Here is a 13,762-nt window from a genome sequence, read left to right on the forward strand (position 1 = left end):
CCCTGTGGCTCGTGGCCTGGGCTGCGACAGCCCAGGATCATGAGCATCACCCGCCAACGGCCCGGACGCCCGCGACCGTCCCGCCGACGGCCGATCCACACGCTGGACATGACATGAGCGGCCAGGCCGCGGGCCCGCCTGACGTACCGACCAGCGCGGATGACGCGGGACGCCCGCGCCAACCGCCCCTGCCGCCCGGCGCCCTGTCAGGGCCGGCCCATGCGGCCGACGCCATCTGGGGGGCGGATCGGATGACCGGCGCCCGCGACCTCCTGAGGCGCGAGAACGGCGATGTGCGCGCCACTGCCGTCATCATCGACCGGCTAGAGGTCGGCTTCGACGACGGCCACGAGAGCTGGACGTGGGACGTCGCAGGCTGGACCGGCGGCGACATCAACCGCTTCTGGTGGAAGTCCGAGGCCGAAGGCGACTTCGACGGCGAGATCGAGGGCGAGGTCCAGGCGCTCTACAGCCGCGCCGTCTCGCCCTTCTGGGATGTACAGGCCGGCGTGCGACAGGACTTCGGCGAAGGCGGCGATAATCCGACCCATCTCGTGCTCGGCGTCCAGGGCCTGGCCCCCTACTGGTGGGAGGTCGACGCCGCCACCTTTCTGTCGACCCAGGGCGACCTTACCGCACGGGTCGAGGCCGAATATGACCAACGCATCACCCAGCGCCTGATCCTCCAGCCGCGCGTCGAGGTCGAGGCTTCCGCGTCCGACATCCCTGAACTGGGCCTGGGCTCTGGCCTCACCCACGTCGAGGCCGGCCTGCGCCTGCGCTATGAGATCGCCAAGGAGTTCGCGCCCTATGTCGGCGTCGAATGGAGTCGCGACCTCGGCGGCACCGCCGACTTCACCCGCGCGGCGGGCGGCGCGCCCGGGCACACCCGTTTCGTCATTGGCCTCAAGGCCTGGTTCTAGGGAGAGTACCCATGCGCAAGATCATCCCGGCCGTCGCCATGACCCTGGCCCTGACGGTCCCCCCATTCGCCCAGGCTGCAGAGGCTTGCTGCTGCTGCACGCAGGATCCCGCTAATGCACTCGCCGGCCACGACGCTCATGGTGCCGACCCCGACCCCGACCACGCCGCGCACGGTGTGGTCACAACTCCGGCAGATGGGGCGATGACCGACGGGTCGCCGGACTGGTTCACCGCCACCTTCCCGCATGCCATGACGCTCACGTCCGTCACCGTGAGCGCCGATGGCCGACCAGCCATAACGGTTCCCGTGGCGGCCGCTGCCGCGACGACGCGCGTCTCGGCCGATCTGCCGACCCTGGCCCCCGGCAACTATGTGCTGAACTGGACGGCCGAGGGCGCGGACGGTCATGAGATGACGGGCGTCGTCCGCTTCATGGTCCACTGATGCGGGCCCGGCTGAACCGTCGCATGGTTCTGGGCGGCGCCGTGGCCTTGGCCTCGACCGGTCCTGCGATGGCCCGGGACCGTCGGATGACCGCCTACAAGACGCCCTGGTGCGGTTGCTGCGACGGCTGGGTGGCGCATATGCGCGAGGCGGGCTGGACCGTGGAAGTCATCCAGCGCGAAGACCTCGCTCCCGTCCGCGCGCGTCATGGGGTGCCGGATCGCTACGCCGGCTGCCATACCGCCGTGGTCGGCGCCTATGCCATCGAGGGCCATGTTCCGGCCTCCGACGTCGCCCGTCTGCTGAGGGAACGGCCGTCACATGGCGACCGGGCCAGGTCGCCCGACCCTCCCCCGGTCAGCCGGGGCGTCGGCAACCGCCCGGGACCTGCCGGGTTTACCTCCTGAAGGGGCCGGACATGGAACGGTCCATTCTCCGGTCACAACTGCGAGGTCCGCCCGATGCCATCACCCGATCAGTACAGGCGTTTGAACGAAGGCGACGGGACCACTGACCCCAACGCGTCCACACCCGTTTTTGACCCGGTGCTTGCGAGCGGCCAGGCCGATGCCGAGGCTGGCGGCGCAAGTCCTGTGGCGCATTCCCCCGCACCGGCTGCACCGGAGCGGAGGACGCCCGAGTCCGGACAGACAGGCCTCCGGCTCCCGATGTGGCTCTGGGTGACGATAGCCGCCCTCGCCCTTGGCGCGCTTGTGGTGGCCTTGCTCTTCCTCTGATTTGCGGGTCTTCGCCCTCTGGACCGAGGCCGAAGCCTGACCTGTCGCTGACGCGTATGCGCCTTTCCCTGGAACCCCCGCGTCCGCGCCGGGTTGGGTTCATGGCGGGAGGAGCATGCTATGTCTCATGGAATGGCACTGGCGCGGTGGCCACTGGTCGCGATCGGCGTCATTTTCATACTTGTCGGCCTGCCATTGGTGATCGGGGGCGCCTGGCTCCTGATGCTGGGGGGCTCCTTCTACTACCTGCCTGCAGGTCTGGCCCTCGTGGCATCCGGCGTCCTGCTGGCGCTCGGTCGACCCCTCGGGGCATGGATCTATACCGGCCTCTACGGTCTGACCCTGCTCTGGGCGCTCTGGGAAGTCGGGCTCAACGGCTGGGCGCTCGTCCCGCGAGTGGTCGCGCCGACCGTTCTTATGACCCTCGTCATCGCAGTCCTGCCCCTGCTTCTGCCTCACGGCCGGCGGGCGGCCCTGATCGGCGGGGGGGCGCTGGCTGTCCTGGTGATCCTCGGAGGCGTTGTGATCGGGCTTGCCAACCGCGCCGGGACGGCCCTTATGGTCCCGGCGGGCAGCGGCGACATGGCCGAGCCGGGCCTCTATCAGGCCGGCGCCGACTGGCCGGCTTTCGGCGGCACCTATGCAGCCCGGCGGTATTCGCCCCTGACCCAGATCAACCGCGACAATGTGGAGGAGCTCGAGCGCGTCTGGCTGTTCCACACAGAGGATCTGCCCGAGGACAAATGGGGGGCGGAAACCACTCCGCTCAAGATTGGCGACACCCTGTATCTGTGCACCGCGCGCAATGAGCTGATCGCGCTCGATGCCGCGACCGGAGAGCAGCGCTGGCGCTACGACCCCGGGGTTTCGGACGACTGGATTCCCTACACCGCCGCCTGCCGAGGAGTGGCCTATTACGACACCCGCCGCACGACCGTGGCGCGACCCGCTCCGGAAATGCCCCCCACTCCCGCCCAGGACGGAGAACGGACAACGGCAGCCGTCTGCGCCACCCGGATCATCGAGGGCACACTGGACGGTCGCCTGATCGCGGTGGATGCCCGCACTGGCCGTCCCTGCCCTGACTTCGGCGAGAACGGACAGGTCGACATCAAGCGCGGCATGGGCGAGGTCATCCCCGGCATGGTCTCGATGACCTCGGCGCCCACGATCATCCGGGGCGTGGTGGTGACCGGCCATCAGGTGCTGGACGGCCAGTACAATGAGGCCCCCTCCGGCGTGATCCAGGGCTTTGATGCGGTGACCGGAGAACTGCGGTGGGCCTGGGACATGACCCGGCCTGACCTCGACGGCCTGCCTCCGGAGGGCGAGACCTACACCCGCGGCACGCCCAACATGTGGACGACCGCCACCGGGGACGAGCAGCTCGGACTGGTCTATCTGCCCATGGGGAATTCGGCGGCCGACTACTACAGCAGCGATCGCTCGGAAGCGGAGAACCGCTTTGCCACCTCGCTTGTGGCGCTGGACGTCACGACCGGCAAACCGGTCTGGTCGTTCCAGACGGTGCATATCGATGTGTGGGACTATGACCTGGGCAGCCAGGCCACGCTCATCGACTATCCCAGCGACGCCGGCGCCGTGCCGGCCCTGGTCCTGCCGAGCAAACAGGGCGACCTCTATATCCTCGACCGCCGGACGGGGGTGCCCCTGGTTGAGGTCGAGGAGCGCCCCGTCCCCGGCGGCGGTGTCGAGCCGGAGATGCGCAGCGCGACCCAGCCCTTTTCCGGCTTCCATACCCTCGCCAGGGATGACCTGACCGAGCGGGATATGTGGGGCATGTCCCCGATCGACCAGATGGTCTGCCGGATCGGATTCCGTCGTGCCGAATACGACGGCATATACACGCCGCCGTCGACGGAAAGGCGCTGGATCCAGTACCCGGGCTACAACGGTGGCTCGGACTGGGGCGGCGTGGCGGTCGACCCGCGGCGGGGCGTGATCATTGCCAACTACAATGACATGCCGAACTACAACCGGCTCGTCCCGCGCGAACAGGCGAACGCGAGGGGCTGGTATCCCCGCGGTCACCCCGAACTGAAGGAGGATGCCGGGATGCCGGCGTCCCGAGGCGGCGTCCCGGACGGGGCGGAGGGCGCCGGGGACCCGCAGTGGGGCGTGCCCTATGCCATCGACGTCAACGCCGGCTGGCGGATGGGCTTCACCGGCATGCTGTGCAAACAGCCTCCCTACGGTGGCATCCGCGCCATCGATATCCGCACGGGCCGGACCTTGTGGGATCGCCCGCTGGGACAGGCGCGCAAGAACGGTCCCTTCGGCATTCCCTCCATGCTGCCCATTGATATCGGCACACCCAACAACGGCGGTTCCGTGGTTACGGCGGGCGGCCTGATCTTCATCGCGGCAGCGACGGACGACCTGATCCGCGCCATCGATATCGAGACAGGCGAAACGGTATGGACCGATGTTCTGCCGGCCGGCGGGCAGGCCGCGCCCATCGTCTATGAAGAAGACGGCCGACAGTTCCTGGTGCTCATGACCGGCGGCCACCACTTCATGGAGACGCCGCGCGGAGACCAGGTGATCGCCTGGGCGCTCCCGGAACGGCGCGAGCGCTGACCCTCGACGTAGCTTCCCGATTGCAGCCCTGCCCTGATGTCTTGCGTTGGCGATCCGTGTGTACTGGGCTAGGCGTTCAGGATGTTCCTGTCCGTCGCCACAACCCACAAACCGGCCACCGATCTCGGATTTCTGCTGCACAAGCATCCGGACCGGCTGCACCAGACGGACCTGAATTTCGGCAAGGCCTGGCTGTTCTACCCCGAGGCCACAGAGGAACGCTGCGAAGCGGCGCTGATCCTCGACGTCGATCCTGTCGGACTTGTGCGCGGCAAGGGTCAGGCCGACGGCTTGCTCGACCAGTATGTGAACGACCGCCCCTATGCGGCCTCGTCCTTTCTGTCGGTCGCGTTGAACAAGACCCTGCGCACGGCGATGACGGGCGTGTCCAGGGAACGTCAGGACCTGGCCGACAGCGATCTGCCGCTGGAGGCCGTGGTCACCCCGCTGCCGCTGCGCGGGGGCGAGGCGCTGGTGAAAGGCCTTTTTGAGCCGCTGGGCTGGACCGTGGACCTGACACCCGTTGAGGGCTTCGGATCGGGCGCCGACGGGGCGCGTTACGGGCACCTGAAGCTGACCGGGACCGGCCGGCTCAGCGCCCTGCTGAACCATCTCTACGTCCTGATCCCGGTGATGGACGACGCCAAACACTACTGGGTCGGCGAGGCGGAGATCGACAAGCTGATGGCCAGGGGAGAGGGCTGGCTCGACTCCCACCCGTCCAGGGACCTGATCGTGCGGCGCTACCTGCGCAATCGCGGCGCACTGGCGCGGGTGGCGCTTGAACGCCTCGCGCCGGAAACGGCGGCCGAGGCTTTGCCGCCCGAGACTCGCGTCGCGCCCGAGGAAGCCCTGGAGGCACCGATCCGGCTCAACGATCTGCGTCTGGACGCGGTGGTCCAGGCCATCCGCGCCACCGGTGGGACGGTCATCGCCGACCTCGGCTGCGGCGAGGGCAAGCTGCTCTATCGTCTGGTGCGCGAGCGGTGGGTCCAGCGCCTGTTCGGCCTCGACCCCGCTGCCCGCGAACTGGAATGGGCGGCAAAGCGCCTCAAGCTGAACGAGTTCGGCGGCCCGCCCGAGGGACGCGTCACCCTTCTGCACGGATCGCTGACCTATCGCGACAGCCGCTGGGCCGAGGCCGATGTCGCGGTTCTGGTTGAGGTGATCGAACACCTGGACGAGGACCGGCTGCCGCTGGTCGAGCGCATCGTGTTCGGCGAAACGGCGCCCAAGTCGGTAATCGTGACCACGCCCAATGCGGACTACAACGCCCTGTTTCCGAACCTGGCCGCGGGCGCCTTCCGGCATCCGGATCACCGCTTCGAGTGGAGCCGGGCGCAGTTCGAGGCCTGGGCCGCGCGGATCGGCGAAACCTGGGGCTACACCGCCGCTTTCAGCGGCATCGGTGCCGAGGACGCGACGTTCGGTGCACCGACACAGATGGCGGTGTTCAGCCGATGAGGGAAGCTGACAAGACGGACCTCGCCATCCCCGACTTCGCCCTCGTCGTGCTGATCGGCTCGACCGGCTCGGGCAAGTCGACCTTCGCGGCGAAACATTTCCTGCCGACCGAGGTCATCTCCTCTGACTACTGCCGTGCGCTGGTTTCGGACGATGAGACCAATCAGGACGTCTCGGCGGACGCGTTCGACCTTGTACGCGAGATTGCGGCCAGGCGCCTGAAGCACCGCAAGCTGACGGTCATCGACGCCACCAATGTGCGCGCCGCCGACCGCAAGGCCTGGGTCGAACTGGCGCGCAAATGGCACGCCCTGCCAATCGCCATTGTCATAGACCCCGGGGTCGAGGTCTGCATCGCCCGCAACGCGCAACGGCCTGACCGCGACTTCGGTCCCGGCGTGCCGAAGCGAATGGCAATGGAGATACGGAAGGGCCTCGGCGGTCTCCAGCGCGAGGGCTTTCGTCAGGTCTGGAAACTGACCAGCGAGGACAGCATCGAGGCCGCCGTCGTCACACGACAACCGCTGTGGACCGACAAACGCCATGACCACGGACCGTTCGACATCATTGGCGACATTCACGGCTGCGCCGATGAACTTCAGGCCTTGCTCGAGAAACTCGGATACGGCGTCGCCTGGTCGGAGGATCGCGGCGACCGGAAGGTGACCGTCACGCCGCCAGAGGGCCGCAAGGTCGTCTTCGTCGGCGATCTGGTGGATCGCGGCCCCAATTCGCCCGACGCCCTGCGCATTGCCATGAGCATGGTCGCGGCCGGAAGCGCCTACTGCGTCCAGGGCAACCACGAACGGAAACTTGGCCGCTGGCTGGACGGCCGCAAGGTCACGATCGCCCACGGCCTTCAGGAAACGATCGACCAGCTTGAGGGCCAGGACCGGGGGCTGCGGGAAGGTCTGCCGGCCTTCCTCGACAGCCTGCGCAGCCATGTCTGGCTCGACGACGGGCGCCTCGCCGTGGCGCACGCCGGGCTCAAGGAAGAGATGATCGGACGCGGTTCGGGTGCCGTGCGCGAGTTCGCCCTCTATGGCGAGACCACGGGCGAGATCGACGAATTCAGCCTGCCGGTCCGCGCCGACTGGGCTGCCGCCTATCGCGGCAAGACGGCCGTGGTCTATGGCCACACGCCGGTGGTATCGGCCGAATGGGTCAACAACACCCTGTGCATCGACACCGGCTGCGTGTTCGGCGGCAAGCTGACGGCCTTCCGCTGGCCCGAGCGCGACATCGTCGACGTGCAGGCAATCCAGACCTGGTTCGAGCCGATGCGCCCCCTTGGCGGATCAAGCCTCGGCAAATCCGCCCAGGCCGACGCCGACGGCGTGCTCGACTACGAGGACGTGTCCGGCCGCCGATGGATCGAGACCGAGCTCAAGGGCAAGGTCGTCATCGCCGAGGAAAACGCCTCTGCGGCGCTGGAGGTGATGAGCCGCTTCGCCCTGTCACCCCAGTGGCTGACCTATCTGCCGCCGACCATGTCGCCGTCCGAGACGACCACCGCCGAAGGCTGGCTGGAGCGGCCCGAGGAAGCCTTCGCCCATTTCCGCGAGCGCGGCGTGGCCCAGGTCGTGTGCGAGGAGAAGCACATGGGCTCCCGGGCAGTAATTGCGCTGTGCCGTGACGGCTCGGTCGCCCGCGAGCGCTTCGGCGTTGCCGGCGAGGAGACGGGCGCCATCTGGACCCGTACCGGTCGCGCCTTCTTCGGCGACGTGGCGATGACCGAGGGGCTGCTGGCCCGGCTGCGGGCGCGGGTCGACCAGATTGGTCTTTGGGACGAACTGAACACTGACTGGCTCCTCATCGACTCCGAGATCATGCCCTGGTCGGCCAAGGCCGGCAGCCTGATCGAAAGCCAGTATGCGCCGGTCGCTACGTCGTCCGCCGAAGGCTTCCGGGCTGCCCGCGAGGCGCTCTCCCGCGCGACGAGCCGCAATGTTGATGTCGGTGCGATCGCTGCCCGCTATGCGGATCGCGCCATGCGGGCCGAGCGATATGCAACGGCGTGGGCCCCCTATGTCTGGCCGGTGTCGGGCATCGACGACCTGAAGGTCGCGCCGTTCCACCTTCTCGCCAGCGAAGGTCGCGTCTGGTTCGACCACGACCACGTCTGGCACATGACGCTGGTTGATCGACTGGCGGAAGGCGAAGGCGTCGTGACCCGCACCCGGTGGCGGGTCGTCGACCTGGCCGACGAGGCTGCCTGCAGCGACGCCATCGGCTGGTGGGAGAGCCTGACCGGATCGGGCGGTGAAGGCATTGTGGTCAAGCCGCGCGACTTTGTCAGCCGGGGCAAGAAGGGCCTGATCCAGCCCGCGCTGAAGGTGCGCGGGCGTGAATATCTGCGCATCATCTACGGTCCCGAATATGACGCGCCGGACAATCTGGTCCGGCTTCGCGAGCGCGGCCTGGGGGGCAAGCGCAATCTCGCCCTTCGTGAGTTCGCACTGGGGCACGAAGCCCTGAAACGGTTTGTGGCCAGGGAGCCCCTGCGCCGGGTCCACGAATGCGTCTTCGCCGTGCTGGCGCTGGAAAGCGAGCCGATCGACCCCCGTCTCTAGATCCACGGGGATCTGGCGAACGTCCGCTTGCCGGCACCGACCATCTCCGGGCAACCGTGCCGGCTCAATCGGCGCAGACGAACCGTTCGTTACCCCAGATCAGCACTGACGCGTGCCCGTCGATCCGCTCGAAGCGGACCGTTGTGGGGGCAGCGGCCTCGACCGGCGCCCAATGGCCCGAACCTCCCACCGTGCCGCAGGCCCTGCGGCCTCAGGCCAACGCGGCCGGCATAGCCTTCCACGACGGTTCCCCGGACAACCTCCTGGAACGCCCCGGTGACCACCAGAGAGAGGTGAGCCACCTCGTGGGCGTGCGGGTCCTGACGCTCTCCGGGCGCGTAGCGCCTTACCCGGACAATGGTTGATGGGACGGTCATTGCGCTCCCGGGGACCTGCCCGACTGCGGAGGGCGCCCCTGCATCGTGAATGGACGCAGCACGACGCATCTGGTCGCCGATGCTCCACGCTGAACTCCGGCATCAAACGTCCGGTCCTGTCAACCTGCGGGGAGAGTGGCTATCGACCCTGCCCGCGAATGACCGGATCCCCCTTACGGCAGGAAGATCGCCTTCGCATTGACGAACTCCTTCAGGCCAAAGCCGCCGTGTTCGCGGCCGTACCCGGAGTCCTTGACCCCGCCGAACGGCATGTTCGGGTCGGCGGCGCCGAAGCCGTTGATGCGGACCATGCCCGTGTCGAACCGGTCGCGGGCCAGGCGGAAAGCGCCATCCTCATCGCTTGAGAAGATTCCGCCGCCCAGGCCATAGCGGCTGTCGTTCGCCAGCTGCATGGCATGCTCGTCGTCGCGGGCGCGGATGACCGAGGCGACCGGCCCGAAGATCTCGTCGTCGTAGGCGGGCATTCCCGGGGTGACATCGCCCAGCACGGTCGCCGGATAATAGGCGCCCTTGCGATCCGGCGCCTTTCCGCCGCACAGGATTTTCGCGCCCTTCGCGACACTCTTCGCGACCTGATCGCGGACGGTCTCGAACTGGTCCTGACTGGACAGCGGGCCCAGCTCGCAGTCCTCATCCATGGGATCGCCCAGGGTGATGGCGTCCATCTGGGCCACGAACGCCTCGACGAACCGGTCATAGACGGCGTCCGTCACGATGAAGCGCTTGGCCGACACACAGGTCTCGCCATTGTTGTAGAGCCGCCCCATGACCGAGAATTTGACGGCCGTCTCAATGTCGGCGTCCTCCAGCACCAGATAGGCGTCGTTCGACCCCAGTTCGAGCACGGTCTTCTTGAGCGCCTTCCCGGCCACGGACGCGACATGGCGCCCCGCGCTGTCGCTGCCGGTCAGGGTCACCCCCCGCACCAGCGGATGTTCAATCAGGGCGTCGCTGGTCTCATGGTCGATCACCACCACCTGGAACAGGTCCTCGGGCAGGCCCGCCGCGATGCAGAGCTCGCGCAGGCGCAGGGCCGACCCGGTGCAGATGCTGGCGTGTTTCAGGACGCAACCGTTGCCGGCCATCACGGCCGAGGCCAGCACGCGGACAGGCTGGTAGAAGGGGAAGTTCCACGGCTGGATCGAATAGATGACCCCGATCGGCTGATAGCTGACGACGCCGCGCTGGCCGTCGCTGCCATAGGTTCGCTCCTCGTCCGCCAGCGCCGCAGGGCCCTTCCCGGCCGCATAGTCAAAGATGGCCGCGCAGATCTCGACCTCGGTCAGACCATCCTTGAACAGCTTGCCGGTCTCACGCGTCATCAGGGCGGCCAGGTCCTCGGCCTCGTCGCGCAGCCTGCCGGCGATCGCCTTCAGCACCTTTGCCCGCTCTGAATGGTTCGTCTTGCGCCACTCCAGAAACGCCGCGTGACAGGCCTCAAGGCGTTCGGTCGCCTCCGCCTCGGTCATGACATCATAGGTCTCGAGTTCCTGCCCGGTCGCGGGGTTTACGGTCGTGATGGTCGCCATTGGAGTCCTTTCATGGTGTCCGCCGTCAACGCGACCCAGCGGCGGACGTTGCCCTTTCCTCCCGGATCGACGGTGCGACCCGACGCCACCCCCGCTGCACCGGACCCCATGTCGGTACCTGTCGGAGGCAACGGAATGGGCTCAGAAGCGCTCGACAGGCCTCACCTTCAACACGGGATATCGACCATGAGCGCGAAGACACTGTTCATCACCGGCGCCTCCAGCGGCATCGGCGCCGCCGCCGCTCGGCTTGCCGTTTCAAAGGGCTGGCACGTCGGCCTGTTCGCGCGTTCCGAGGACAAGCTGCAGTCGCTGGTCAGTGAGCTGGGCGACAAGGCCATGGCCCTGCCCGGCGACGTCACCGAGCTCGACGAGATCAAGGCCGCGCTGGACCGGTTCGTGGCGCACGCCGGCCCGCTGAAGGCAGCCTACGCCAATGCGGGCACGGGGCTTTCGACCTCGGGCACCGAGGCGGGCGATCCGGAAGAATGGGCCAAGATGATCCAGGTCAACGTCATGGGCGTGCTCTGGACCGCCAAGGCCGCCATGCCGCATCTGAAGCCCCAGGCCGGACATTTGCTGCTGACCGGTTCGGCCGCGGGCCGTCGGCACCTGTCTGGCTCGGTCTATGGCGCGACCAAGTGGTTCGTGCACGGCTATGGCGGCAATCTGGCCGAGGAAATGAAAGAATTCGGCGGGCGCTGCACGATCATCGCCCCCGGCATGGTGGACACGCCCTTCTTCGACGAAGCCAAGCCCGACAAGCTTCAGCCGGAAGACGTGGCCCGCGCCGCAGTCTTTGCGCTCGAGGCCGACCCGCGCTGCTCGGTCAACGAAGTCTTCCTGATGCCGACGCAATAGGCGCCGACATGGCGGCGGGAACGGCCGGGCGCCATTGACCTTGATGGACAGTCCGCTCGCACGGGAGGAGGCATGACGGGAAGCGCGCGTCTGCGAGGCCGGAGCGACTTTCCCGACGCAGCTCCGGCTCGTGTCATACTATACTCCTGCCCGTTGCCCTGAGGAATGCGAGCCCTGATGTCCTTGTCTCCCACCCGTCCGCGCATTCAGACGATTGAGACTATTCAGACCATTCAGACGGTATTTTTGTGCGGTCGTCGGGGCACCCCCGGCAACCGGCCGGACCCTGCATCATTGAGCCCGGCATGAGCGACCCGAATGCCCGGCGCGTGCGCGTCATCGACCTTGAGACGGCGGGCAGCAGTCCGTCCGATGTGTGCGAGGTCGGCTGGCAGGATGTGGAACTGGGCCCGGACGGCACCTGGCAGGTCTCTGCCACCTCGCGCGGGGCGCGGTTCGTTGACCCCGGCCGACCGATCTCGCCCGGCACCATGGCCGTGCACCATATCCTCGACGAATGGGTTGCGGGGGTCGGCTACTGGCGCGATGTGGCACCCGCCGTCCTGAGACCGGAAGGCGGCGTCATGGCACTGGCCGCCCATCGGGCCAGCTTCGAACAACGCCACTGTACGCCCGACCTGACCGGCTCGGCCGACTGGGTCTGCACGTGGAAATGTGCCTTGCGGCTCTGGCCGGACCTGCCGCGCTTCTCCAACCAGATGCTGCGCTATCTGCGCCGGCCCGAGGGGCTGGATCACGACCTTGGTCTGCCGGCCCACCGCGCCCTGCCGGACGCCTATGTGACCGCCCACCATCTGCGCGACATGCTGAACGCCGCGCCGCTTGAGACCCTGCTGGACTGGAGCCGCCAGCCTGGCCTGCTGCCCCGGGTGCCGACGGGCGCCCACCGGGGCAAGACCTGGTCCGCGGTGGCCGATGCGGCCTTGGCCATCCTCGTCCGGGACCGCGATCCGGACATCCGCTTCAGTGCCGAGACCGAGGTGCGGCGGCGCACCGGACAGGCCGGGCTCGATGACCCCCTGCCCGTCCAGCGCACCCTCCTCTGACCTCAGAACTTCCGGCCGAAGCCGACCGACACGACCCACGGGTCCAGGTCCACGGCGCTGGTCAGGGCACCGCCGTTGATCTCGGCGTCGGTGTTGAACCAGACCTTCTTGACGTCGACGTTGAGGCTCCACGGCCCGGTAAGGCCGAAGTCTGCGCCGGCCTGCAGGGCCATGCCGAGGCCGTCATCCAGATCGACCGTGAAGCCGTTCTGATCATCGCCCGAGTAGAAGATCATGGCGTTCACCCCGGCCCCGACATAGGGGCTGACCCGGCCCTCGGTCATTGGCCGGTACTGGACCGTCACCACCGGCGGCAGGACCCAGGTCTCGTGGACGACGACGTCGGTGCCGGGACCCTGTGCGCGGATCTCGTGCTGGGTCGTGCCCAGGATAGCCTCAACCGCCCAGTGATCCGTCAGGAAGTAGGTGAAGCCCAGCGTCGGCATGATGTCGTCCGACACATCGACATGCAGGCCGCTGTCGGCGCCGCCAGAGGTCAGGATACGGTCGTCGGTCGTCGGCGCCACGTCCGTGATGCGGCCGGTCACGATCCAGTCGCCGGCGCGCGGCGGGCTCCACGGCTCGACCGACTGGGCCTGGGCGGTTCCGGCGGCACCGGCCGCCAGCGCAAGGGAGATGAGAGCGGTTTTGAAGGTCATGTTGAATATCCCCGGCGGTGGACGATCGCACCATGCGGTCCAGCGCCTGGGCCTGCCGTGCGTCCCTCTCCGAAGCGTTGCCTTGATCCAGGTCAAACCCTCATCGGGGTGCGGCAATATGGGACAGGCCTTGCTTTCGCCGCGTTCGGCGCGCATACGGGGCGGGTCAACATCTCTGCGCAACGCCCTTTTTCTACTTTGCGACGCATCGAGATAAGCCGTTACCTCAGACACGACGGGCCCCGGGAATGTTTCTTCGGGTCAACGCCAACGGAGGTCTCAACATGGCTACCGGCACAGTTAAATGGTTCAACTCCACCAAGGGCTTCGGCTTCATCCAGCCGAACGACGGTGGCACGGACGTGTTCGTCCACATCTCGGCCGTAGAGCGCGCGGGCCTCGGCTCGCTCAACGAAGGCCAGACGGTCTCCTACGAGCTGGAACGTGACCAGCGCAGCGGCAAGACCTCGGCCGGACAACTGCAAATCCAGGCGTAAGCCCGAC

11 protein-coding genes are annotated in these 13,762 nt (G+C 67.6%); 9 read left to right on the forward strand and 2 right to left on the reverse strand.

Features of this window, described 5'->3' with window-relative positions:
• The first annotated feature begins 113 nt into the window (after positions 1–113).
• The 6 genes from LC068_RS01460 (at position 114) to LC068_RS01485 (ending at position 8,744) form a co-directional block, all read left to right on the forward strand.
• Complete coding sequence (locus LC068_RS01460) at positions 114–923, forward strand: copper resistance protein B (protein WP_226633916.1); 810 nt, start codon at positions 114–116, stop codon at positions 921–923.
• A gap of 11 nt (positions 924–934) precedes the next feature.
• Positions 935–1,369, forward strand: a complete 435-nt coding sequence (locus LC068_RS01465) for a copper resistance protein CopC (RefSeq protein ID WP_226633918.1) — start codon at positions 935–937, stop codon at positions 1,367–1,369.
• Positions 1,369–1,776, forward strand: a complete 408-nt coding sequence (locus LC068_RS01470) for a DUF411 domain-containing protein (RefSeq protein ID WP_226633920.1) — start codon at positions 1,369–1,371, stop codon at positions 1,774–1,776. Before LC068_RS01465 ends, LC068_RS01470 begins: the two co-directional genes overlap by 1 nt.
• A gap of 450 nt (positions 1,777–2,226) precedes the next feature.
• The gene (locus LC068_RS01475; RefSeq protein WP_226633922.1) at positions 2,227–4,707 is read left to right on the forward strand and encodes a membrane-bound PQQ-dependent dehydrogenase, glucose/quinate/shikimate family; all 2,481 of its coding nucleotides are present in this window, start codon (positions 2,227–2,229) and stop codon (positions 4,705–4,707) included.
• Between the two features lie 81 nt (positions 4,708–4,788).
• Positions 4,789–6,171: a 3' terminal RNA ribose 2'-O-methyltransferase Hen1 gene (locus LC068_RS01480; protein ID WP_226633924.1), complete on the forward strand. Its 1,383-nt coding sequence runs from the start codon at positions 4,789–4,791 to the stop codon at positions 6,169–6,171.
• The gene (locus LC068_RS01485) at positions 6,168–8,744 is read left to right on the forward strand and encodes a polynucleotide kinase-phosphatase (RefSeq protein ID WP_226633926.1); all 2,577 of its coding nucleotides are present in this window, start codon (positions 6,168–6,170) and stop codon (positions 8,742–8,744) included. The genes LC068_RS01480 and LC068_RS01485 overlap by 4 nt, the downstream gene beginning before the upstream one ends.
• Positions 8,745–9,294: 550 nt before the next feature.
• On the opposite strand, the gene LC068_RS01490 is transcribed toward LC068_RS01485, so the two are convergent.
• Positions 9,295–10,671 (reverse strand): NAD-dependent succinate-semialdehyde dehydrogenase, encoded by a 1,377-nt coding sequence (locus LC068_RS01490; RefSeq protein WP_226633928.1) that lies wholly within the window; start codon positions 10,669–10,671, stop codon positions 9,295–9,297.
• A 186-nt stretch (positions 10,672–10,857) separates the two neighbouring features.
• On the opposite strand from LC068_RS01490, the gene LC068_RS01495 reads away from it, so the two are divergent.
• Both LC068_RS01495 and LC068_RS01500 read left to right on the forward strand, forming a co-directional pair.
• Positions 10,858–11,532, forward strand: coding sequence for an SDR family oxidoreductase (locus LC068_RS01495; protein ID WP_226633931.1), 675 nt, complete (start codon positions 10,858–10,860; stop codon positions 11,530–11,532).
• A gap of 305 nt (positions 11,533–11,837) precedes the next feature.
• The gene (locus tag LC068_RS01500) at positions 11,838–12,599 is read left to right on the forward strand and encodes a DNA polymerase III subunit epsilon (protein WP_226633933.1); all 762 of its coding nucleotides are present in this window, start codon (positions 11,838–11,840) and stop codon (positions 12,597–12,599) included.
• A gap of 2 nt (positions 12,600–12,601) precedes the next feature.
• Here LC068_RS01500 and LC068_RS01505 read toward each other — a convergent pair whose 3' ends face one another.
• Complete coding sequence (locus LC068_RS01505) at positions 12,602–13,258, reverse strand: OmpW/AlkL family protein (RefSeq protein ID WP_226633934.1); 657 nt, start codon at positions 13,256–13,258, stop codon at positions 12,602–12,604.
• 284 nt (positions 13,259–13,542) lie between these two features.
• Here LC068_RS01505 and LC068_RS01510 point away from each other — a divergent pair, with 284 nt between their 5' ends.
• Complete coding sequence (locus LC068_RS01510) at positions 13,543–13,755, forward strand: cold-shock protein (protein ID WP_209117653.1); 213 nt, start codon at positions 13,543–13,545, stop codon at positions 13,753–13,755.
• Positions 13,756–13,762 lie beyond the last annotated feature (7 nt).

Origin of the sequence: Brevundimonas poindexterae, assembly GCF_020524625.1 — a bacterium.
GTDB lineage: Bacteria > Pseudomonadota > Alphaproteobacteria > Caulobacterales > Caulobacteraceae > Brevundimonas > Brevundimonas poindexterae_A.